The following is a 20083-nucleotide window of genomic DNA, read 5'->3' on the forward strand; positions in this document are numbered from 1 at the left end:
ACGGAACAGCGGCCGGGCCGGGACCTGGCCACGGAAGGGGCACAGCGATGCTGACATCCAGGGCGGCGCGTACCGGCGCGGCGGAGGAGGACGGGGCGCGCGGCGCCGAGCTGCGGGCGCTCCAGGCCGCGCTGGCGGCCGAGCACGCGGCCGTCTACGGGTACGGCGTGGTCGGGGGCCGGATCGGCGACGACCGGCGCAAGGAGGCGCAGGAGAGCTACGACGCGCACCGCGCGCGCCGGGACGAGCTGCGGCGCGGCGTACGGGATCTGGGCGGCACTCCGCAGGCCGCGGCGGCCGCGTACGAGCTGCCGTTTCCGGTGCCGGACGCGGCCGCCGCGGCCCGGCTGGCCGCCGAGCTGGAGGACCGGGTGGCGGCCGTCTACGCCGATCTCGTACGGGACGGTGGCGGCGCCCGGCGCCGGGACGCGGCCGGGGCGCTGCGGGAGGCCGCGGTGCGTGCGGTGCGCTGGCGCGGCAGCGGCGTAGCCTTCCCTGGGCTCGCGGAACGGGCCGGAGGCGGCGGCACCCCGTCCGGCGCGGCGCCCGGCGCCGCGGCGGACCGGCACTGACGCCCGCCCGCACCGGGGCTCACCGGGGCTCACCGGGACGTCCACCGCGACGTCCGTCGAACGTCCACCGAAAGGGACAGCACAGGCATGGCTACGGCACCCATCGAACCGCCGCAACGGCTGGTGAGCGCGCTCGGCGGCGATCCGGACGGCCCGGCCGGTGCCTGGCTGGAAGCGCTGCCCGGGATGGTGCAACAGCGCCTGGACGCCTGGGAGTTGACCTTGGAGCGGGTGCACGAGCCGGGTGGGCGCAGCAGCCTGCTCGTGCACGTGCGGCTGGCCGACGGCACGCCGGGGGCGCTGAAGTTCCCGGCACCCGGCCGGGCGCCGGCGCACGAGGGCGCGGCGCTGGCGCACTGGGACGGCTGGGGCGCCGCGCGGCTGCTGCGCGCCGACGCGGGCAGCGGTGCGCTGCTCCTGGAGCGTTTGCAGGGCGCGGTGTCGCTGCGCTCGCTGCCGGAGGCGAAGGCGCTGCTGGAGGCGGCGGGCACGGTACGGCGGCTGTGGGTGCCACCGGCCGACGGCCACCCCTTCGCGTCGCTGGCAGGCCGTACGGAGGAGGCCGTCGGGGAGCTGCGCGCCCTCGGGTCGGCGACCCAGGCCGAGGGGCCGCTGCTGGACGAGACCCTGGAGCTGCGCCGGGCGCTGCCGGCCGACGCCTCCGAGGACGTCCTGCTGCACGGCGCGTTCCGGCAGGGCAAGGTGCTGGCCGGTGAGCGGGCGCCGTGGCTGGCGGTCGGCCCGTCGCCGGTGGTCGGCGAGCGGGCGTACGACCTGGCCTGGCTGGTGCTGGACCGTTTCGAGGACCTCGCGGCCGGCTCGGGTGCCGCGTCGGCGGCCCGGCGGCGGGTGGCCAAGCTGGCCGACTCCCTGGACGTGGACCGCGACCGGCTGCGCAGCTGGACGCTGTACCGGGCGGTGGACTCGGGGGTGCGTGAGGTGACGCGGGCGGGCGGCGACGTGCAGCGCGGCGAACTGCTGCTGGAGTTCGCCACGTGGCTGTAGAGGCGGCGCAGCCCCTCCGGTGACCCGCGCGGGCCACGCCGGTGCCCCGCGACCCCTCCGGTGCCCCGCAGACGCCAGGTGGCCCGCAGACGCCCGGTGCCCCGCAGACGCCCGGTGGCCGGGCGCGTCCGACTCCTCGGACCCGCCCGGCCACCGGACCGCTCTTCGCCCGTCAGGCGCTCAGCCGGGCCACGGCCTCCTCGACCGTCAGCTCCTCGCGCTCGCCCGTACGGCGGTCCTTCAGCTCGACGACGCCCTCGGCGGCGCGGCGGCCCGCGACCAGGATCTTCGGGATGCCGAGCAGCTCCGCGTCGGTGAACTTCACGCCCGGCGAGACGCCCGCCCGGTCGTCCACCAGGACGCGCAGGCCCGCGGCGCCCAGCTTGTCGCCGACCTCCAGGGCCAGCTCGGTCTGCTTGGCCTTGCCCGCGGCGACCACGTGCACGTCGGCCGGGGCGACCTCGCGCGGCCAGCACAGGCCGGACTCGTCGATGGTCTGCTCGGCGAGGGCCGCGACGGCGCGGGAGACGCCGACGCCGTACGAGCCCATGGTGACGCGTACGGGCTTGCCGTTCTGGCCGAGGACGTCCAGCTCGAAGGCGTCCGCGTACTTGCGGCCCAGCTGGAAGATGTGGCCGATTTCGATCGCCCGGTCGATGCGCAGGCCCGCGCCGCACGCGGGGCAGGGGTCGCCCGGCTCGACGACGACGACGTCGAGGTACTCGTCGACCTCGAAGTCACGGCCCGCGACGACGCTCCGCGCGTGCTTGCCGTCCTTGTTGGCGCCGGTGATCCAGGCGGTCCCGGGGGCGACCCGCGGGTCGGCGAGGTACTTGAAGGACTTGCCTGCCAGCCCCTGCGGGCCGACGTAGCCGCGCACGAGGTCCTCGCGGCCGGTGAAGTCCTCGGCGGTGACCAGCTCGACCGTGGCCGGGGCCAGGTGCTCGCCCAGCTTGCCGAGGTCCACCTCGCGGTCGCCGGGCACGCCCACCGCGACGATCTCGCCGTCGACCTTGACCAGCAGGTTCTTCAGCGTGGCGGAGGCCGGTACGCCGAGGTGCCCGGCCAGCGTCTCGATGGTCGGGGTGTCGGGGGTGTCCAGCTCCTCGACGGGGCCGTGCGCGGAGCCGTCCACCGCCGGGACGGTGACCGTGACGGCCTCGGTGTTGGCCGCGTAGTCGCAGGCCGGGCAGTCCACGAAGGTGTCCTCGCCGGCCGCGGCCGGGGCCAGGAACTCCTCGGAGGCCGAGCCGCCCATGGCGCCGGAGACGGCGGAGACGATGCGGTAGTCCAGGCCCAGGCGCTGGAAGATCTTCTGGTACGCCTCGCGGTGCAGGCGGTACGACTCGGCCAGGCCCTCGTCGGTGGTGTCGAAGCTGTACGAGTCCTTCATCTGGAACTCGCGGCCGCGCAGCACGCCGGAGCGCGGGCGGGCCTCGTCACGGTACTTGGTCTGGATCTGGTAGAGCATCACCGGCAGGTCCTTGTAGGACGTGCACTGGTCCTTGACCATGAGCGTGAAGATCTCTTCGTGGGTGGGACCGAGGAGGTAGTCCGCGCCCTTGCGGTCCTTGAGGCGGAACAGCTGGTCGCCGTACTCCTCCCAGCGGCCGGTCGCCTCGTAGGGCTCCTTGGGCAGCAGGGCCGGCAGCAGCACCTCCTGGGCGCCGATCGCGTCCATCTCCTCGCGGATGATGCGCGACACGTTCTCCAGCACCTTCTTGCCCAGCGGCAGCCAGGTCCAGATGCCGGCGGAGGTGCGGCGGACGTAGCCGGCGCGCACGAGCAGCTTGTGGCTGGCGGTCTCGGCGTCGGCCGGGTCGTCGCGCAGCGTCTTGATCATCAACCGGGACATGCGCTGGACCTGGGCCATGGTGATTCTCCTGCGTAAGAAAGGTGACTTCCGCGAGGTTATCCGGAGGGACGCGCCCCATGGAAATGGGATGCGCCGCCGCCTGGCCGCGTTCCGTCAGCGTTTGAGCGGCAGGGGCGCGCCCATCACCGCGTACGGCATCGGGGCGCTGGGGAACAGGACGCGGCGGGCCAGGTCCTCGTAGCCGAGGGAGCGGTACAGGCCGCGGGCCGGGCTGTCGGTGTCGATGGCGGACAGGATGCTGCGCGGTTCGGGCACGCCGTCCGTGATGCGGGTGATCAGTTCGCGGCCGATGCGCCGGTTCTGGAAGGCGGGCAGCACATGCAGCTCGGTGATCACGAAGGAGTCGTCGAGCCAGTGGTCGCGTTCCTCGGAGCGCAGGTACGGCTCGACGACCGTGGACCACCAGTGCGTACGGCTGTTGGGCATCCCGTAGACGAAGCCGACCAGGCGCCCGGCGGGGGTCGTGGCGCCGAGGGCGCGGGCCCCCGGGCTGCTCAGATGCCGCAGGACGATGTGGCGGCGGACGCCGATCTCGTCGTCGGTCAGTCCGAACGCCAGCGCCTGCACGGCGAGCGCGTCGTCCACGCGGACAGCGAGATCCAGGGGCCCGACCGCGACGTCATCCATGGTCGGGAGCGTACAAGGCGCCGGGGTGGAAGACGATCGGCCGGTGGGCCCGGTACGGCGGCGCCGCGGTCTGCCGCCGTGTTTCAGAAGAGCACGCTCATGAAGGCGCCGGTCTCCTCGAACCCCACCCGCCGGTACGCGGCCCGCGCCGCCGTGTTGAAGTCGTTCACGTACAGCGAGGCGACGGGCGAGACCTCGGTGAGCGCGTGCCGCAGCACGGCGGCCATGCCGGTCTCGGAGAGGCCCTTGCCGCGGTATTCGGGGGCGACCCAGACGCCCTGGATCTGGCAGGCCCGCTGCGTGGCGGCGCCGATCTCGGCCTTGAAGACGACCTTGCCGTCGTCGATGCGGGCGAAGGACCGGCCGGCGCCGACCAGCTCGGCGACGCGTGCCTGGTAGAGCAGCCCGCCGTCGCCGGCCAGCGGCGAGATGCCGACCTCCTCGGTGAACATCGCCACGCACGCGGGCATGATCAGGTCCATCTCGTGCTTGCCGATGCGCCGTACGTACGGGTCGGGCTCGACCTCGGTGGCGAGGGAGGACGTGACCATCAGCGGCTGGTGGGCGCGTACCTCGCGGGCCGGGCCCCAGGCGGGCTCCAGCAGGGACCACAGCTCGGCGGTCGGACCGGCCGGGCCGACGATGGAGGAGCAGCGCCGCCCCTGGCGGCGGGCGCGCTCGGCGAAGCCGCGTACCGCTTCGGGGGTGGCGCAGACGGGGACGAGGTTGGCGCCCGCATAGCACAGCGACCGGAGCCGGCCGCCCGTGTACCAGCCCCACATCTCGCCGCCGAGCCGCCAGGGGTCCAGCCCGGCGACCTGGACGCGGGCGGCGACGAAGGCGTTGGCGACCGGGTCGCGGTCGAGCACCGCCAGCGCGTCGTCGAGCTCCCCGGGCTCCAGAACCTTGGTGGTCGTGGTCGTCAGCACGTCTCGGAAAGCCTCACCTTTACGGGCCTGGGAGGCCAGGCGATAGCAGGTCCTGGCACTTTACCTCCCCGGCGGCGGAGCAGCGGATCCGCTGCGGGTACCGCTCCTGGCCCGGATTACGCACGAGCCCCGCCACCGGTGTGGTCCGGCGGCGGGGCTCGTGGGGCGCGCGGGGCGCCAGGGCGCTACGGAGGCTGTGCGGGGCGGTACGGAGGTGTCAGCCGGCGACGGCGATCGTGGGCTCGCCGGACGCCACGCCGTCCTTCTCCATCTGCTCGGCGATCTTCATGGCCTCTTCGATGAGCGTCTCGACGATCTTCGACTCGGGCACGGTCTTGATGACCTCGCCCTTGACGAAGATCTGGCCCTTGCCGTTGCCGGAGGCCACGCCGAGGTCGGCCTCGCGGGCCTCGCCGGGGCCGTTGACGACGCAGCCCATGACCGCGACGCGCAGCGGCACCTCCATGCCCTCCAGGCCCGCGGTGACCTCGTCGGCCAGCTTGTACACGTCCACCTGGGCGCGGCCGCAGGACGGGCAGGAGACGATCTCCAGGCGGCGCGGGCGCAGGTTCAGCGACTCCAGGATCTGGAGGCCGACCTTGACCTCCTCGGCGGGCGGCGCGGACAGCGACACGCGGATGGTGTCGCCGATGCCCTCGCTCAGCAGCGCGCCGAAGGCCACCGCCGACTTGATGGTGCCCTGGAAGGCCGGGCCCGCCTCGGTGACGCCGAGGTGCAGCGGGTAGTCGCTCTGCGCGGCGAGCTGGCGGTACGCGTTGACCATGACGACCGGGTCGTTGTGCTTGACCGAGATCTTGATGTCCCGGAAGCCGTGCTCCTCGAAGAGCGACGCCTCCCACAGGGCGGACTCGACGAGCGCCTCGGGGGTGGCCTTGCCGTACTTCTGGAGCAGGCGGCGGTCGAGGGAGCCGGCGTTCACGCCGATCCGGATGGGAGTGCCGGCGTCGTTGGCCGCCTTGGCGATCTCCTTGACCTTGTCGTCGAACTGCTTGATGTTGCCCGGGTTGACCCGGACCGCGGCGCAGCCGGCGTCGATCGCGGCGAACACGTACTTCGGCTGGAAGTGGATGTCGGCGATGACCGGAATCTGCGACTTGCGGGCGATGACCGGCAGGGCGTCGGCGTCGTCCTGGGTCGGGCAGGCGACCCGGACGATCTGGCATCCGGAGGCGGTCAGCTCGGCGATCTGCTGGAGCGTGGCTCCGATGTCGGAGGTACGCGTGGTCGTCATCGACTGCACCGAGACCGGTGCGTCTCCGCCCACGGCGACCGGACCGACCTGGATCTTGCGGCTGACCCGGCGGTCGGCCAGCTTGGTCGGTACGTCCGGCATTCCCAGTGAAATGGCAGTCATCTGGCGAGCAACCCCAAGGTGTGGATCTAGGTCCCGAGATCGGCGGGCTCCGGCCTTCGAGATTACGGCACGAGGGTCGCCGTGGGCACATCGATCCCCTCCTGCCCCCCGTCGGAGGCAGGAGGAGCACCCATGTGCGCGGTTTGCGCTGCTGGTGGGACGGGCAGCGCCCCGGTACCTATGTCAGCTTCACCGGATTCACCACGTCCGCCACCAGCACCAGCAGCGTGAAGCAGATGAAGATCCCGGCGACGACATAGGCGACCGGCATCAGCTTGGCCACGTCGAAGGGGCCGGGGTCGGGTCGCCGGAAGACGCGGGCGAAGGCCCGGCGGACCGACTCCCACAGGGCACCCGCGATGTGGCCCCCGTCCAGGGGCAGCAGCGGGAGCATGTTGAACAGGAACAGGGACAGGTTGAAGCCGGCGACCAGGAAGAGCATGGTCGCCACCCGCTGCTCCGGCGGGATGTTCAGCGAGAAGACCTCGCCGCCGACCCGGGCCGCGCCGACCACGCCCATCGGGGAGTCCTGCTTGCGCTCGCCGCCGTTGAAGGCGGCGTTCCACAGGTCCGGGACCTTGGCGGGCAGGTTGACCAGCGACTGGAAGCCCTGCTCGACCATGCTGCCCATGCGGTCCACGGACTGGCCGAAGGTCTGCGGGACGACGCCGGTGGCCGGGGTGAAGCCGAGGAAGCCCGCGGTGACGTACTCGTCGGGCACGTACGCGCCGTGGCCGTCGGTCTTGGCGACCTTGTTCTCGATGAGGTCGGCGTGCAGCTGCTGCCGCTTGCCGTCCCGCTCGATGGTGATCGTCGCGGGGCCGGTGGTGTCCCGGATGCTCTGCTGGAGGGCGCTCCAGTCCGGTACGGGCTTGCCGTCGAAGTCGACGATCTTGTCGCCGGCGCGCAGGCCGGCGGCCTTGGCCGGGGAGTCCTTGGCGCCCGCGGTGCACTTGTCGGTCTTGGCGGAGGCCGCGATGACGCAGTCCGAGACCGAGCTGACCTGGGTGGTCTGGGTGTTGATGCCGAAGCCCATCAGCACGCTCATGAAGATCACGACCGCGAGGACCAGGTTCATGAACGGCCCGGCGAACATCACGATGACGCGCTTCCAGGGCTTGCGCGTATAGAACAGCCGCTTGTCGTCTCCCGGCTGCAGCTCCTCGAAGGCCGCCGAACGGGCGTCCTCGATCATGCCGCGCCAGGGAGAGGTGGAGCGGGCCTGCAGGGCGCCGTCCTCCCCCGGCGGGAACATGCCGATCATGCGGATGTAGCCGCCGAGCGGTATGGCCTTGATGCCGTACTCGGTGTCGCCCTTGCGGCGCGAGAAGAGCGTCGGCCCGAAGCCCACCATGTACTGCGGCACCCGGATGCCGAACAGCTTGGCGGTGGACAGGTGCCCCAGCTCGTGCCAGGCGATCGAGAAGAGCAGGCCGACGACGAAGACGACTATGCCCAGAATGGTCATCCAGGTCGTCATGCGCGAGCCTCCGATGTCGTACGGGCCGCACGGGCGGCCAGCTCACGGGCGCGGGCGCGCGCCCAGGTTTCCGCCTGCAAGACGTCCGCGACCGTCAGGGAGGTTCCCCGGGCGGGCTCACCGTGCTCCGCGACCACCTCGGCGACCGTATCGACAATTCCTGTGAACGGCAGCCCGCCCTGCAAGAACGCGTCGACGCATTCCTCGTTGGCCGCGTTGAAAACGGCGGGCGCGGTGCCGCCCAGATCGCCGACATGGCAGGCCAGCGGCACGGACGGGAACGCCTCGGTGTCCAGGGGCAGGAACTCCCACTGGTGGGCCCTGGTCCAGTCGACGCCGGGGGCCGCGTCCGGCACCCGGTCGGGCCAGCCGATGCCCAGCGCGATCGGCATCCGCATGTCCGGCGGGCTGGCCTGGGCCAGGGTGGAGCCGTCCGTGAACTCCACCATCGAGTGGATGTAGGACTGCGGATGGACGACGACCTCGATGCGCTCGAACGGCACGTCGTACAGCAGATGCGCCTCGATGACCTCCAGGCCCTTGTTGACCAGGGTCGCGGAGTTGATGGTGATGACCGGGCCCATCGCCCAGGTGGGGTGCGCGAGCGCCTGCTCCGGCGTGACGGCCGCCAGCTGCTCCTTGGTACGGCCGCGGAACGGCCCGCCGGAGGCGGTGACGACCAGCTTGCGCACCTCCTGGCGGGTGCCGCCCAGCAGGCCCTGGAAGAGGGCGGAGTGCTCGGAGTCGACGGGGATGATCTGGCCGGGGCGCGCCGCGGCCTTCACCAGCGGGCCGCCGACGATCAGTGACTCCTTGTTGGCGAGCGCCAGCGCGCGGCCCGCGTCCAGGGCGGCGAGGGTGGGCGCGAGGCCGATGGAGCCGGTGATGCCGTTGAGGACGGTGTGGCAGGGCGAGGCGGCGAGGTCGGTGGCCGCGTCGGGTCCGGCCAGGATCTCCGGCAGCGGCTCCCCCGCCCCGTAGCGGCCGGCCAGCTCCTCGCGCAGGGCCGGCACCACGTCCTCGCGGGCCACCGCCACCGCATGGACCCGCAGCCGGTGCGCCTGCTCGGCCAGCAGCGCCACCCGGCCGCCGGCCGCGGACAGCGCGGTCACGCGGAAGCGGTCGGGGTGGCGCAGCACCAGGTCGATGGCCTGGGTGCCGATGGAGCCGGTCGAGCCGAGGATCACGATGTCACGCGGCCCGGCGCCGTTGCCGGGGAGCGGGGCGGGCGTGAAGCGCAGATGCGGGTCAGCGAGGGTGTCCGTCATGGAGACCATTGTTGCCGGTCCGGGCGGCGCCGTGAGCCGCAGGGGACTGTCGGTGACGCGTGGGACGGTACGGACAGGGAACCGGACGCTGTCGCCGTCGGCGCGGCGTGGCGGGGGCGGGCGGGGCCGCCCCCGCGGCGGTCAGCGGATCGGCCGGTGGACGTTCTCCTTCGTCGCCGGTCCGGGCGTCGCGTCGGCGATCCACGGGCCGTCGCCGCTCGGGTCCACGACGCCTTCCTCCAGCCAGGTGTAGGTACCGGTCAGCACGCCGGAGACGACCTTGCGGTCCAGGTCGTCGGTGTTGGTCCACAGCCGGCCGAAGAGTTCGTCGACGCGGATGCGGGCCTGCCGGCAGAACGCGTCGGCGAGCTGGTGCGCCTCGCGGCCGTGGTCGTCGGTGGCGCGCAGGTGCTCGGCGCGTACGACGGCGGCGCTCATGGCGAAGAGTTCGGCGCCGATGTCGACGATCCGGCCGAGGAAGCCCTGCTTGGTCTCCATCCGGCCCTGCCAGCGCGACATGGCGTAGAAGGTGGACCTGGCCAGCTTGCGGGCGGCGCGCTCCACGTACCGCAGGTGCCCGGCGAGGTCGCCGAATTCCGCGTACGTGTTCGGCAGCTGGCCGGGTCCTGCGACCAGCTTGGGCAGCCACCGGGCGTAGAACGTGCCGGCCTTGGCGGCGGCCCTGCCCTTGTCGGCCAGGGACGTGTCGGGGTCGATGAGGTCACCGGCCACGGACAGGTGCGCGTCCACCGCCTCGCGGGCGATCAGCAGGTGCATGATCTCCGTCGAGCCCTCGAAGATGCGGTTGATGCGCAGGTCGCGCAGGATCTGCTCGGCGGGCACGGCGCGCTCGCCGCGGGCGGCCAGTGAGGCGGCGGTCTCGAAGCCGCGGCCGCCGCGGATCTGCACGAGTTCGTCGGCCATCAGGCAGCCCATCTCGGAGCCGTACAGCTTGGCGAGCGCGGCCTCGATGCGGATGTCGTTGCGGTCCTCGTCGGCCATCTGCGAGGCGAGGTCGACGACGGCCTCCAGGGCGAAGGTGGTGGCCGCGATGAAGGAGATCTTCGACCCGACGGCCTCGTGCCGGGCGATCGGCTTGCCCCACTGCTCGCGGGCCGCCGACCACTCGCGGGCGATCTTCAGACACCATTTGCCGGCGCCGACGCACATGGCGGGCAGCGAGAGGCGGCCGGTGTTGAGCGTGGTCAGCGCGATCTTCAGGCCGGCGCCCTCGGGCCCTATGCGGTGGGCGGCGGGCACCCGTACGCGGTGGAAGCGGGTGACGCCGTTCTCGATGCCGCGCAGGCCCATGAAGGCGTTGCGGTGCTCGACGGTGACGCCTTCGGCGGCGGCCTCGACGACGAAGGCGGTGATGCCGCCCTTGTGGCCCTCGCTCTTCGGGACGCGCGCCATGACGACCAGGAGGTCGGCGACGACACCGTTGGTGGTCCACAGCTTCACGCCGTCGAGGACGTAGTCCTCGCCGTCGGGCACGGCCGAGGTCGCCAGCCGGGCCGGGTCGGAGCCCACGTCCGGCTCGGTGAGCAGGAACGCCGAGATGTCCGTACGGGCGCAGCGCGGCAGGAAGACGTCTTTCTGCTCCTGGGTGCCGAACTGTTTCAGCGGCTGCGGTACGCCGATGGACTGATGGGCGGAGAGCAGCGCGCCGATGGCCGGGTTGGCGGAGCCGACGAGGGCGAGCGCCTTGTTGTAGTAGACCTGGGTGAGGCCGAGGCCGCCGTACTTGGTGTCGATCTTCATGCCGAGCGCGCCGATCTCCTTGAGACCGTCGATGGTCTCGTCGGGGATCTGCGCCTCGCGCTCGATCCGGGCGCCGTCGATCTTCGTCTCGCAGAAGTCGCGGAGCTTGGCGAGGAACTCCTCGCCGCGCTGGGCGTCCTCGTCGGCGGGGGTGGGGTGCGGGTGGATGAGGTCGAGCCGGAAGCGGCCCAGGAACAGTTCCTTGGCGAAGCTGGGCTTGCGCCAGTCCTGTTCCCGGGCGGCCTCGGCGACCTGCCGGGCCTCGCGCTCGGACACATTGCGGGTGGATGGAGCGGTCATGAGGGGCTCACCTCGCCGCGGAGTCGGGTCTCGGAGTGGGGTCTCGGAGTGGGTCGTCGGTCTGCGGGGACCGTGCGTCCGGCCGGTCACGGGATCCGGCGTTCCGTACCGGTCGGCGCCGGGCCGGCGGGCGTACGGCGTCCCGCCGCCGTCCGGCTACCGGTCAGTGCTACTTGTGAGTCTCTACCCGTTCCGTTCGACTTGCACCAGACTTCGCGGCACGGACGCGGGCGGACGGGTGGGCGCGGGTGTCCGGATTTCGGCCGTCCGCCCACCGGGGTGCCCGTCCCCTCGGACCCTTCAGCGGGCGCCCGGCGTGACCAGCCCCGTCTCGTACGCCAGCACCACGGCCTGGGCCCTGCTGCACAGGCCCAGCTTGGCCATCGTCCGGTTCAGGTGGGTCTTCACGGTGGCCTCGCTGATGACCAGCCGGGCCGCGATCTCGGGGTTGGACAGTCCCTTGGCGGTGTGCCGCAGCACCTCCAGCTCGCGGGCGGTGAGCACCTGGAGGGGCTCCGGCCCGTCGGCCGCCTCGGGGGCGGGCTCGTCCAGCCGCTGAGCGTACGCCTCGACCAGTCTGCGGGTCACGCTCGGTGCGAAGAGCATGTCGCCGCCCGCGACGGTGGCGATGGCCGAGAGCAGCCGCTGCGGCGGGGTGTCCTTCAGGAGGAAGCCGCTGGCACCGGCGCGCAGCGCCGCGTACACGTACTCGTCGAGGTCGAAGGTGGTGAGCACCACGATGCGCGGGGCCGGTCCGCCGGACCCGGCCGCGGCCCGCAGGATGCGCTCGGTGGCCGTGATGCCGCTGACCCCGGGCATCCGGATGTCCATGAGGATCACGTCGGGGCGGTGCTCGGCGGCCAGCCGGACCGCTTCCTCGCCGTCCGGGGCCTCGCCGACCACCTCGACGCCGGGCGCGGCCCGCAGCAGGGCGGCGACGCCGGCCCGGATGAGGACCTGGTCATCGGCCACCAGCACCCTGATCATGCTCTGTCGTCCCTTTCCGCGGCGGTGCCGGACCCGCCGCGGTGTGGACGGGCAGGGTGAGCAGCACCCGGAAGCCGCCGCCCGGAAGAGGACCGGCCCGCAGGCTGCCCCCGTAAATCCTGGCCCGCTCGCGCATCCCCAGCAACCCGTGTCCGGTGGAGACTTGGCCGGAAGCCGCCGGTGGAACGGCCGCTCCGGAGGGCGGGGCGTGCGCGGCGCGTGCGCCGGCCGTGCCGCCGTCGTCCCGTACTTCGACCGTGAGGCGGTCGGCGCCGTGGTCGACGCGCACTTCGACGCGGGCGGTCCGCGCGTGCTTGAGGGCGTTGGTCAGCGCTTCCTGGACGACGCGGTACGCGCACTGTTCCAGCCCCGGCGCGTACGGCCGCCGCTCCCCCGTCGTGCGCAGGGCGACCGTCGGTCCCGCGGCCCGTATCCGTGCGACGGCCTCGTCGATCCGGTCGAGGCCGGGCGCCGGTTCGTAGGCGTCGGCCGCCGCGCGCCCGGCCGTCTCCCCGCGGTCCGCGGCGGCCGGTCCGCCCGTCATCTCCCGCGGGTCGACCCGCAGTACGGCGAGGAGCCGCCGCATCTCTTCCAGGGCCTCGGCGCTCGTCCCGGCGATGGTGGTCAGTGCGCGGCGGGCGGTGCCCGGGTCGGAGGCGAAGACGTATCCGGCCAGTCCGGCCTGCACGGAGATCACGGACATGTGGTGGGCGACCACGTCGTGCAGTTCACGGGCGATGCGCACCCGCTCCTCGGCGACCGCGCGCCGGGCGTTCTCCTCCTGCTCGCGGCGCAGTTGCCCGGCCATCTCGGTGAGCCGGAGGTTGCGCTCGGCGGAGGTGCGGGCGACGTTGCCGAACCAGCACAGGATCACCGGGTACAGGACGCTCTGGCCGAGCGTGGTCGCCCAGGAACTCTCGTCGCCGGTCGTTCCGGCGACGTTCCACAGCACGGCCAGCAGGACCGAGCAGCCCGCGGCGACGCGCGGCGGGCGGTGGGCGGCGACGGTGTAGAGGGCCATCAGACCGGCGAGGCTGTTGACGACGGGCCAGTAGTCCAGCGCGATGTAGCCGGACCACAGCAGGAGGACGGCCAGGCAGACGGTGACGGGCGCCTGCCTGCGGGCCGCGGTCAGCAGGTTGATCAGGCAGGTCAGCGCGGAGCCGAGGCCGTCCAGGCGCTCCCACCCGGCGGGTACGTTGTCGTGGCCGAGCAGCAGCGAGACGGTGGCGAACCCGGCCGCCACGGCCGCGTCGAGGGTCAGCGGCGGGACCCTCCGCACCCGCCGTCGCACCGCCCCGGCCACCCCGCCCATGCGCACGCCCGCAGCGTAGCCCCGGGCGCACGGCGGGTCGTCGAACCGGAGGAGGTCCCGCGCGTACCGCGGAAGTCGTACGCCCGCACCGGGAGTACCGCGGAAGTCACCCCCGCTTTTACACCCGTGACGGGACGCCCCGGCGGGCGCCGGACGCGTACGGTCGCAGCACAACACCCCAGACGTGCGGGGGTACGGGGGAGAACGGCGCCGCCGCACGGGGGAACGGGGGAGGCAACGCGCTCCGGGACAGCGTGCCGGAGCGCGTTGCTCATGACCGGCGTGGCCGGTTTTACAGCTTGGGCCTAGAGGTCCAGGCCGGTCAGCACGAGCACCCGCTCGTACGTGTAGTCGTCCATCGCGAAGCGCACGCCCTCGCGCCCGACACCGGACTGCTTGGCGCCGCCGTACGGCATCTGGTCCGCGCGGTAGGACGGTACGTCGCCGACGATCACGCCGCCGACCTCCAGTGCGCGGTGCGCCCGGAAGGCGGTCTGCACGTCGTGCGTGAACACGCCCGCCTGGAGGCCGTACTTGGAGTCGTTGACGGCCGCGAACGCCGCCTCCTCGCCGTCCACCTTCTTCAGGGTGAGGACCGGCCCGAAGACCTCCTCGCAGGCGAGGGTCGCGCCGGCGGGCACGTTTTCCAGCACGGTCGGCGCGTAGGAGGCGCCGTCCCGCTTGCCGCCCGCGAGCAGCCTGGCGCCCGCTCCGACGGCCTCGTCGACCCATGCCTCGACGCGCCGGGCGGCGTCCTCGCTGACCAGCGGACCGACCTCGGTCGCGTCGTCCGACGGGTCACCGGTGACCTGCGCGTTGACGGCGGCCACGATCTTCGGCACCAGCCGGTCGTAGACGGACGCGTCGGCGATCACCCGCTGCACGGAGATGCAGGACTGGCCGCCCTGGTAGTTGGAGAAGGTGGCGATGCGCTGCGCCGCCCAGTCCAGGTCCGTCTCGGAGGCGTAGTCGGCGAGCACCACGGCCGCGCCGTTGCCGCCCAGTTCGAGGGTGCAGTGCTTGCGCGGCACCGAGTCCATGATCGCGTAACCGACCTGCTCGGAACCGGTGAAGGAGATCACCGGCAGCCGCTCGTCCTGGACCAGCGCCGGCATCCGGTCGTTGGTCACCGGCAGGATCGACCAGGAGCCGGCCGGCAGGTCGGTCTCGGCCAGCAGCTCGCCGAGGATCAGACCGGACAGCGGGGTGGCCGGGGCCGGCTTGAGGATGATCGGCACACCCGCCGCGATGGCCGGGGCGATCTTGTGGGCGCAGAGGTTGAGCGGGAAGTTGAAGGGCGCGATGCCCAGGACCGTGCCGCGCGGGAAGCGGCGGGTCAGGGCGAGCCGTCCGGCGCCGCCCGCGTCGGTGTCCAGGCGCTGCGCGTCACCGCCGTTGAAGCGGCGGGCCTCCTCGGCCGCGAACCGGAAGACGGACACGGCACGGCCGACTTCGCCGCGGGCCCACTTCACGGGCTTGCCGTTCTCGGCGGAGATGAGCCGGGCGATCTCCTCCGTACGCTCCACCAGGCGCCGCTGCACATGGTCCAGCGCCGCGGCCCGCACATGGGCCGGGGTGGCGGCGAACGCGTCCTGCACGGCGACCGAGGCCGCGACGGCCTCCTCGGTCTGGGCCTCGGTGGGAACGCTCACCGTGCCGACGTGACGGCCGTCCCAGGGGGAGGTGACGTCGAAGGTGTCCTCGCCGGTGGCCTGGCGACCGGCGAGCCAAAAGGCGGTGGGGGAAGTCACAGAGGATCCCGGCCCTTCCGAAGTGGGGGTGGTACGGACGGCCCTCGCGGGCCTGGGTCCACCGTAGGGGCGGGGGGTGTCCGCGGCGTTTGTCCGGCACGGAGTAGTCGTACGGTGCGGCCCGCCGCATTGGCGTACGGGGTGCCGCGGCGCGTGCCCGGGGCCGCTGCTCCCGCCTCCGCCTACGGCTGCTGCTCCGCGGACCCGCCCCCGTACGCTTCCGTCACCGCCGCCGTCGTCTTCAGCGCGAGCCACAGCTCCATCCGTACGTCCGGATCGTCCAGCGAGCGGCCGAGGATCTCCTCCACCCGCCGCATCCGGTAGCGCAGCGTGTGCCGGTGCACGCCCAGGTCGGCGGCGGCCGCGTCCCACTGGCCGTGCCGGGACAGCCAGGCGCGCAGGGAGGCGACGAGGTCGCCGCGGCCGGTGGCGTCGTGCTCGCGCAGGGCGCGCAACAGGCCGTCGGCGAAAGCCCGTACGGCGTCGTCGGCCAGCAGCGGCAGGACCGATCCGGACGCCACGTCCTCGTGCTCGACCAGCACCCGGCCGCGGCGGCGGGCGACGGACAGTGCCTGTTCGGCCTGGCGGTGGGCGTGTGCGGCGTCCCGCGGCCCGGACGGCGCGGACAGGCCGACGGCGAGCCCTTCGCCGGACCGCCCCGGGCCGGGCCGCGCCGGGCGCCCGCGCGGCACCTGCTGCCCGCCGTACCTGGCCTCGACCACGGCGGTGTGCTCGGCGCACGCCTCGACGGCGGCTCCGCCGTCGGCGGCCAGCACGACCAGGCGGGCGCCCTCCGGTACGGCCAGCACCGCCTCGCCGGTGCGGGCCGCCGCCGACTCCATGGCGTCGGCGAGCGCGTCCAGGGCGGGCGGCGCGTCGCCGGGTTCCGCGCCGTCGGCGGCGACCGGCTCGGCGACCACCACCCGGAAGGGGGCGTCCAGGAGCCCGCCGTACAGCCGGCCGGCGACCGCCCGCGCGTGGTCCGGCTCACCGGCCAGCAGCATCCGCAGCACCGCGGCGCCGAGCCGCTGCTCGGCCTCCTGGAGGGCGCGGGAGCGCTCGGTGGTCAGGGTCAGGAGGGCGACGGCGGAGTGCACGGCGAAGCGTTCGGCGGTGCCGAGCGGCGCGCCCGTACCGACCGCGAGGACGCCGCGGGCGCGGCGGCCGGTGCCCAGCGACTGGAGCTCGACACGGTCGTCGCCCTCCGCCTCGCTGACCACGGAGCTGGCGGGGGCCGGGCGCTCGCGCAGCCGTCCCACGTCGCCGCCGAGCCGGGCGGCGCGGCGGGCCGCCCAGTCGGGGGCCGCCGCGACCACCGCGCCGGACGCGTCGTACAGCGCGGCCCAGCCCTTGAGGTGCGCCGCGAGGCGGGCCAGCAGCTCGGCCGGGCCCTCGGTGCCGAGGGCGGCCCGGGTCAGCTCGCGCTGGGCCTCGAAGCCTTCGGTCACGGCGCGGTACTGGTCGGCGGCGACCGCGGCGGAGACGGCCTTGCTGATGGCGATGAACGGGGTGCTGCGGGGCACGCCCAGCAGCGGCAGCCCCTCTTCGGCGGCGGCGGTGACCAGCGCCGGCGGCACGTCCTCGTAGTTGACGCCGACCGCGAAGCCGAGCCCGACGACACCGGCGCCCGCGACCCGCCGCACATACCTGCGGGCCGTCTGCGGGTCCTCGGCGTCCAGCTTGAGGGCGGTGATGAGCAGCAGCTCGCCGCCTTCCATGTACGGCACCGGGTCGATCAGCTCGCTGGCGTGCGCCCAGCGCACGGGGGTGTCCAGCCGGTCCGCGCCCGCGAGCACCGTCAGCTTGAGCGCGGAGTGGTGGGCCAGGGAGGCGAGCGTGTGCGGCATGGGACCTTCGGTGGGCGTCGGCGGGCGGGCGTGCTGTCGGCGGGCTTCGTCTTCGCCGTCCCGTATGAACGGCCGTTGCCGATTCTGCCTCAGTGGTGGGGTGGGGGTGGGTTGAAGCCAGCGGATATCCTGGATACATTCTTGATATATCCAGGAGGTGATCGCATGACCAAGATGCTGGTGGACATCGACGACGAGGCGCTGGAGCAGGCGGCCCAGGTTTTCGGCACGAAGACGAAGAAGGACACGGTCAACACCGCCCTGCGTGAGGCGACGCAGCGGATAGCCCGCGCCCGCGCCCTGGAGCGGCTCGGTGAGATGGCCGACCGCGGAGACTTCGACGAGTTCATCAACAACAAGGCGGCCTACCGTCCGTGACCAGCAGTGCCCTCTACCTGATCGACACTTCCGCGCTGTTCCGGATCCTCGTCAAGCCACTTCGTGAACGGTGGCATCTGCAGATCAACAACGGGATCATCGCACTGTGCCCGGTCGTGGAACTGGAGTTCCTGTACTCCGCCCGGTCGCTGGCTGATCGCCTGGAGAAGCAAGAACTGCTGCGTGAGCTGTTCTCCTGGGTGCCGATGCCCGAGCAGGTCTTCGAGCGGGCACAGAAACTCCAGCAGCAACTCACCGAGTCGGGGCTCCACCGCTCCGCCGGTGCCGTCGACCTGCTGGTGGCGGCCACAGCAGAGCGGGAAGGGCTCATCGTGCTGCACGACGACCGCGACTACGAAGCCGTGTCGCGGATCACCGGACTCCCCGTGAAGCGGGTCGTGAGCCCCGCCACGTCCAACGACTGACCGCCCGCCTCCTCACCCCCGCAGATCCACCAGCACCGGCGGCGCGTGCTCCCCCCGTACCGACGTCACCGACAGCACCGCGTGGCCCGGGGGGACCGAGTTGGCCAGGTCGGAGGCGGACCAGCGTTCGCGTTCGACGGTGCGGACGGTGACGGCCTTGGCGGTGGCCGCCTTGCCGGTGACCAGGTGGCGGAAGATGTGGAACGCCTTCATCGCCGCGCCCTCCGCGATGATCTGCCGGTCGGTCACGTCGCGCGTCTCGACCCACTCCTTGCCCCACACCTCGGCGAAGCGCGCCCCGTCCCAGGTCGTCACGCCCGCGTACGCCATCCGGCAGCCCACCGCGCCCAGCAGCGCGCTGCGCAGCGTTTCGGGGACGTCGTCCAGGGAGCGCAGGGTCATCAGGACGCCCGCGTTGGCGGCGCGCAGCCGTTGCAGGCCGCGCAGCGACTCGGCGGTGACGGTGTGCGCCGCGTCGTCGAGGACCAGGCAGGCGAAGAGCGAGCGGTCGCCGCGGGCGGCCGCGCACTCGGTGAACTGGGCCAGCACCAGCCGGGCCAGGATGCGTGACGCTTCCGCGTGGCCGCGTTCGGGCAGGTCGATGCGGACGCGCAGCGGGTGGTCGAGGGCGCGCAGCGAGAGCTGGCGGTCGCCGCCTTCTGGGTCGAAGTAGGGCGCGAAGGCGGGGCGGTCGAGGAGGGCGACGCGGTCGGCGAGGAGTTCGCCGATGTCGCCGGGGCGCCCGGACTGCCGTTCGCGGGCGTCGAGTTCGCGCAGCAGCGTGTGCGCCTCGGCGGTCTTCAGCGCGGTCCGCAGCGAGGCCAGGGCCGTCGCCGTGCCGTCGAGGAGTTCGCGCAGTTCGGGTACGGACGGGAAGCGGCCGTGTGCGGCGCGGAACGGTCCGAGCAGCTGGCCGAGCGCGGTCGCGGCGCGCCGGCTGTCGCCGCCGGGGAGGGTGGCGGCCAGGTCGCCGACGAGTGCCTCGGCGAGGACGCCGGCCGCTTCGTCGGGGTCGGTGGTGCCGCCGTACAGGTCGAGGTCGCAGTCCGGTTCGGGGGCACCGATCCGTACGACCACGTCGAACGCGTCGTCCGGGCCGGGTGCGGAGCCGGCCGCGCAGACGGCGACCACCGCGCTCCGCCCGGCCAGCGCCTGGAGGCACATGGCTTCCACGACGGGCCGCACCACGCGGGTGGTCTTGCCGCAGCCGGGCGGGCCGACGGCCAGGAGGGAGGTGCCCAGCAGGGCCGGGTCGAGGGCGAAGCCCGTACCGCGGTGCTGGTGGGGGTTGCGCGGGTGGTCGGCGGCGGTGCCGATGCGTACCTGGTGGGCGAGCAGGTCGTGGTGGGCGGCGCGGGTGGGCAGGTCGCGCAGGCCGGAGGGGTGGGCGCAGGCGGCGGCGCCGTGCCGCAGGACGGTGTCGGTGAAGGAGGCGAGGGAGTTCCTGCCGGAGCGCACCGAGTGCCAGGCGCGTTCGATGCGGGCCACGTCGACGTCGTTCAGGCGGCCGGCGAGGGTCTCGGCGGCGAGCTTGTCGGCGGCGTCGGGGGCGCCGCCCGCGCGCAGTGCGGGCCACTGGGCGCGGTCCTCCTGCGGCTCCGGTATGGCGTCGGGGGCCCGCTCGCGGGCGCGGCGCAGCACCGGTCCGAGGCAGCGCCGTCCCAGTTCGGCCCAGCGTCCGAGGCGGCCGAAGACGAGGACGAGGAGGGCCGCGAAGAGGGCGTAGTAGAGGTAGGTGAGCCAGACGAAGATCATTTTGTCGCCGCCGGCCGAGCGCCAGGAGTCGGGCGTGAGCAGCAGCAGCGGGTAGAGCCAGTAGGGGCCGAGATAGCCGTTCCAGAGCAGCGACCACAGCAGCCAGCCGCACAGGAACGAGATCAGCGCGCCGGAGACGAGCTGCCGGGTGGGCACCCGGTCGGGGTTCTCGGCGGGCCGGGGGACGTGTCCGTACGTCCAGATGCCGGGCGCGCCGGCCCGGCGGGGGGCGCGCAGCCAGCGCAGGAACGTGCCGTCCCCGGCAGCGGCGGGCGGGGCCTGCGGCACCGGCGGGATCTTCGGGGCCGGCGGTGCGGACGGGACCGGTGGTGCCGTGGGCCGGGGTACGTGGTGGTCGGTGCGGGTGTGCGGTGCGTCGTGCTGCGTGCCCTCGGTGTCCATCCGGTGCCCCTCGTCCCCCTTGAGACGTGC

The 20083-nt window shown here is 73.3% G+C and carries 16 protein-coding genes; 4 read left to right on the forward strand and 12 right to left on the reverse strand.

The genetic code is table 11. The annotated features are described in order from the left end of the window. The first annotated feature begins 47 nt into the window (after positions 1 to 47). Together A6A06_RS09300 and A6A06_RS09305 are read left to right on the forward strand one after the other, a co-directional pair. Positions 48 to 572, forward strand: a complete 525-nt coding sequence (locus A6A06_RS09300; protein ID WP_073760734.1) for a ferritin-like domain-containing protein — start codon at positions 48 to 50, stop codon at positions 570 to 572. A gap of 87 nt (positions 573 to 659) precedes the next feature. Further along, positions 660 to 1577: an aminoglycoside phosphotransferase family protein gene (locus A6A06_RS09305; protein ID WP_073760735.1), complete on the forward strand. Its 918-nt coding sequence runs from the start codon at positions 660 to 662 to the stop codon at positions 1575 to 1577. A 172-nt stretch (positions 1578 to 1749) separates the two neighbouring features. Here A6A06_RS09305 and A6A06_RS09310 read toward each other — a convergent pair whose 3' ends face one another. The 11 genes from A6A06_RS09310 to A6A06_RS09360 all read right to left on the reverse strand — a co-directional run bounded on the left by A6A06_RS09310 (position 1750) and on the right by A6A06_RS09360 (position 17093). Continuing rightward, positions 1750 to 3450 carry a proline--tRNA ligase gene (locus A6A06_RS09310; protein WP_073760736.1) on the reverse strand — a complete coding sequence of 567 codons (1701 nt, stop codon included), beginning with the start codon at positions 3448 to 3450 and terminating at the stop codon, positions 1750 to 1752. Between the two features lie 96 nt (positions 3451 to 3546). After that, entirely contained in the window at positions 3547 to 4080 is a 534-nt protein-coding gene (locus A6A06_RS09315; protein WP_073760737.1) for a GNAT family N-acetyltransferase, read from the reverse strand. Between the two features lie 83 nt (positions 4081 to 4163). Continuing rightward, the gene (locus A6A06_RS09320; protein WP_073760738.1) at positions 4164 to 5009 is read right to left on the reverse strand and encodes a GNAT family N-acetyltransferase; all 846 of its coding nucleotides are present in this window, start codon (positions 5007 to 5009) and stop codon (positions 4164 to 4166) included. A gap of 217 nt (positions 5010 to 5226) precedes the next feature. Continuing rightward, the gene (gene ispG, locus A6A06_RS09325; RefSeq protein WP_073760739.1) at positions 5227 to 6384 is read right to left on the reverse strand and encodes a flavodoxin-dependent (E)-4-hydroxy-3-methylbut-2-enyl-diphosphate synthase; all 1158 of its coding nucleotides are present in this window, start codon (positions 6382 to 6384) and stop codon (positions 5227 to 5229) included. A 178-nt stretch (positions 6385 to 6562) separates the two neighbouring features. Then, complete coding sequence (locus A6A06_RS09330) at positions 6563 to 7864, reverse strand: M50 family metallopeptidase (protein ID WP_073760740.1); 1302 nt, start codon at positions 7862 to 7864, stop codon at positions 6563 to 6565. Continuing rightward, positions 7861 to 9132, reverse strand: coding sequence for a 1-deoxy-D-xylulose-5-phosphate reductoisomerase (gene dxr / locus A6A06_RS09335; RefSeq protein ID WP_073760788.1), 1272 nt, complete (start codon positions 9130 to 9132; stop codon positions 7861 to 7863). The genes A6A06_RS09330 and dxr overlap by 4 nt, the downstream gene beginning before the upstream one ends. Before the next feature lie 141 nt (positions 9133 to 9273). Beyond that, positions 9274 to 11193: an acyl-CoA dehydrogenase family protein gene (locus tag A6A06_RS09340; RefSeq protein ID WP_073760741.1), complete on the reverse strand. Its 1920-nt coding sequence runs from the start codon at positions 11191 to 11193 to the stop codon at positions 9274 to 9276. Between the two features lie 300 nt (positions 11194 to 11493). Continuing rightward, positions 11494 to 12180, reverse strand: a complete 687-nt coding sequence (locus A6A06_RS09345; RefSeq protein ID WP_199930780.1) for a response regulator — start codon at positions 12178 to 12180, stop codon at positions 11494 to 11496. Next, complete coding sequence (locus A6A06_RS09350; protein ID WP_079193910.1) at positions 12155 to 13495, reverse strand: sensor histidine kinase; 1341 nt, start codon at positions 13493 to 13495, stop codon at positions 12155 to 12157. Before A6A06_RS09350 ends, A6A06_RS09345 begins: the two co-directional genes overlap by 26 nt. A 305-nt stretch (positions 13496 to 13800) precedes the next feature. Then, positions 13801 to 15246, reverse strand: coding sequence for an aldehyde dehydrogenase family protein (locus A6A06_RS09355; protein ID WP_073760743.1), 1446 nt, complete (start codon positions 15244 to 15246; stop codon positions 13801 to 13803). Between the two features lie 182 nt (positions 15247 to 15428). Then, complete coding sequence (locus A6A06_RS09360; RefSeq protein ID WP_073760744.1) at positions 15429 to 17093, reverse strand: PucR family transcriptional regulator; 1665 nt, start codon at positions 17091 to 17093, stop codon at positions 15429 to 15431. Between the two features lie 165 nt (positions 17094 to 17258). Here A6A06_RS09360 and A6A06_RS09365 point away from each other — a divergent pair, with 165 nt between their 5' ends. Next, positions 17259 to 17471, forward strand: coding sequence for a type II toxin-antitoxin system VapB family antitoxin (locus A6A06_RS09365; protein ID WP_073760745.1), 213 nt, complete (start codon positions 17259 to 17261; stop codon positions 17469 to 17471). After that, complete coding sequence (locus A6A06_RS09370) at positions 17468 to 17896, forward strand: PIN domain nuclease (RefSeq protein ID WP_073760746.1); 429 nt, start codon at positions 17468 to 17470, stop codon at positions 17894 to 17896. Before A6A06_RS09365 ends, A6A06_RS09370 begins: the two co-directional genes overlap by 4 nt. A 12-nt stretch (positions 17897 to 17908) precedes the next feature. Here A6A06_RS09370 and A6A06_RS09375 read toward each other — a convergent pair whose 3' ends face one another. Next, positions 17909 to 20053, reverse strand: coding sequence for an ATP-binding protein (locus tag A6A06_RS09375; RefSeq protein WP_073760747.1), 2145 nt, complete (start codon positions 20051 to 20053; stop codon positions 17909 to 17911). Positions 20054 to 20083 lie beyond the last annotated feature (30 nt).

Source organism: Streptomyces sp. CB02923 (assembly GCF_001905005.1).
GTDB lineage: Bacteria > Actinomycetota > Actinomycetes > Streptomycetales > Streptomycetaceae > Streptomyces.